Genomic DNA, 2671 nt, shown 5'->3' with positions numbered 1-2671 from the left:
TAAAGATTGTCCGGCGGTGACCTACTCTCCCACACCCTCCCGAGTGCAGTACCATCGGCGCAGAGAAGCTTAACTTCCGGGTTCGGAATGTAACCGGGTGTTTCCTTCCCGCCATAACCGCCGTAACCCTGCGAAACAGCACTGGTTGCTGTCTCAGAATTGCCTAGTGGACGCGAGCAAAAGTTGCTTTGAGGTCAAGTCCTCGGCCTATTAGTACCGGTCAGCTCCACACGTTACCGTGCTTCCACCTCCGGCCTATCAACCCGATCGTCTATCGGGAGCCTTACCCACTCTCGTGGTGGGAGACCTCATCTCAAGGCGAGCTTCCCGCTTAGATGCTTTCAGCGGTTATCCCTTCCGAACGTAGCCAACCAGCCGTGCACCTGGCGGTACAACTGGCACACCAGAGGTTCGTCCGTCCCGGTCCTCTCGTACTAGGGACAGCCCCTTTCAAGTCTCCTGCGCGCGCAGCGGATAGGGACCGAACTGTCTCGCGACGTTCTAAACCCAGCTCGCGTACCGCTTTAATGGGCGAACAGCCCAACCCTTGGGACCTACTCCAGCCCCAGGATGCGACGAGCCGACATCGAGGTGCCAAACCATCCCGTCGATATGGACTCTTGGGGAAGATCAGCCTGTTATCCCCGGGGTACCTTTTAGCCGTTGAGCGACACCGCTTCCACATGCCGATGCCGGATCACTAGTCCCAGCTTTCGCTCCTGCTCGACCCGTCAGTCTCACAGTCAAGCTCCCTTGTGCACTTACACTCGACACCTGATTGCCAACCAGGCTGAGGGAACCTTTGGGCGCCTCCGTTACCCTTTAGGAGGCAACCGCCCCAGTTAAACTACCCACCAGACACTGTCCCCGATCCGGATCACGGACCAGAGTTAGACGTTCAAAACGACCAGAGTGGTATTTCACCAATGACTCCACCCGAACTAGCGTCCGAGCTTCCCAGTCTCCCACCTATCCTACACAAGACGCTCCAAACGCCAATGTCAAGCTGTAGTGAAGGTCCCGGGGTCTTTCCGTCCTGCTGCGCGTAACGAGCATCTTTACTCGTAGTGCAATTTCGCCGGGTCTGCGGTTGAGACAGCGGGGAAGTCGTTACGCCATTCGTGCAGGTCGGAACTTACCCGACAAGGAATTTCGCTACCTTAGGATGGTTATAGTTACCACCGCCGTTTACCGGCGCTTAAGTTCTCACCTTCGCACGATTACTCGCGCTAAGCGGTCCCCTTAACGTTCCGGCACCGGGCAGGCGTCAGTCCGTATACATCGTCTTACGACTTCGCACGGACCTGTGTTTTTAGTAAACAGTCGCTTCCCCCTGGCCACTGCGACCCCCACCAGCTCCAGGCGCAAAGCCCATCACCAGCAGAGGTCCCCCTTCTCCCGAAGTTACGGGGGCAATTTGCCGAGTTCCTTAACCACAGTTCACCCGATCGCCTTAGTATTCTCTACCTGACCACCTGAGTCGGTTTAGGGTACGGGCCGCCACAACACTCACTAGAGGCTTTTCTCGGCAGCATAGGATCATCCACTTCACCACAATCGGCTCGGCATCACATCTCAGGATATTGCGCGGCGGATTTGCCTACCGCACTCCCTACATGCTTACCCCAGGACAACCATCGCCTGGGCTGGACTACCTTCCTGCGTCACCCCATCGCTTACCTACTACCCAATCAGGCCGAGCGTTCACTCTGACCCCAAGCCCGAAGGCTTTAGGCGAGTTAAGGACTCTTAGTATCAAGGGGTTCAGTATGGGCGCATTGAAGCGGGTACGGGAATATCAACCCGTTGTCCATCGACTACGCCTGTCGGCCTCGCCTTAGGTCCCGACTTACCCTGGGCGGATTAGCCTGGCCCAGGAACCCTTGGTCATCCGGCGCGAGGGTTTCTCACCCTCGATTCGCTACTCATGCCTGCATTCTCACTCGCACAGCCTCCACAACTAGATCACTCTGCTGCTTCGCCGGCTGCACGACGCTCCCCTACCCATCAACCCCACGTGGGGGTCAATGCCACGACTTCGGCGGTGTACTTGAGCCCCGCTACATTGTCGGCGCAGAATCACTTGACCAGTGAGCTATTACGCACTCTTTCAAGGGTGGCTGCTTCTAAGCCAACCTCCTGGTTGTCTCTGCGACTCCACATCCTTTCCCACTTAGCACACGCTTAGGGGCCTTAGTCGGTGATCTGGGCTGTTTCCCTCTCGACTACGAACCTTATCGCCCGCAGTCTCACTGCCACGCTCTCACTTACCGGCATTCGGAGTTTGGCTGACGTCAGTAACCTTGTCGGGCCCATCGGCCATCCAGTGCTCTACCTCCGGCAAGAAACGCGTAACGCTGCACCTAAATGCATTTCGGGGAGAACCAGCTATCACGGAGTTTGATTGGCCTTTCACCCCTACACACAGGTCATCCCCCAGGTTTTCAACCCTGGTGGGTTCGGTCCTCCACCCAGTCTTACCTGAGCTTCAACCTGCCCATGCGTAGATCACCCCGCTTCGGGTCTACAGCATGCGACTCAAACGCCCTCTTCAGACTCGCTTTCGCTACGGCTCCCCCACACGGGTTAACCTCGCCACACACCATAACTCGCAGGCTCATTCTTCAAAAGGCACGCAGTCACATCACACAGAAGACAAGCTCCTGTAAGC

General features: G+C 56.9%; 2 rRNA genes (1 of these 2 only partly in view). Both read right to left on the bottom strand.

Features of this window, described 5'->3' with window-relative positions:
• Nucleotides 1-8 precede the first annotated feature (8 nt).
• Nucleotides 9-125 (bottom strand): 5S ribosomal RNA (gene rrf, locus FXF51_RS60150).
• A gap of 65 nt (nt 126-190) precedes the next feature.
• Nucleotides 191-2671 (bottom strand): 23S ribosomal RNA (locus tag FXF51_RS60145); it runs 624 nt beyond the window's last position.

It is taken from the genome of Nonomuraea sp. PA05, from assembly GCF_008086045.1.
Classification (GTDB): Bacteria; Actinomycetota; Actinomycetes; order Streptosporangiales; family Streptosporangiaceae; genus Nonomuraea; species Nonomuraea monospora.
This window is presented reverse-complemented; position numbering and strand designations above follow the sequence as displayed.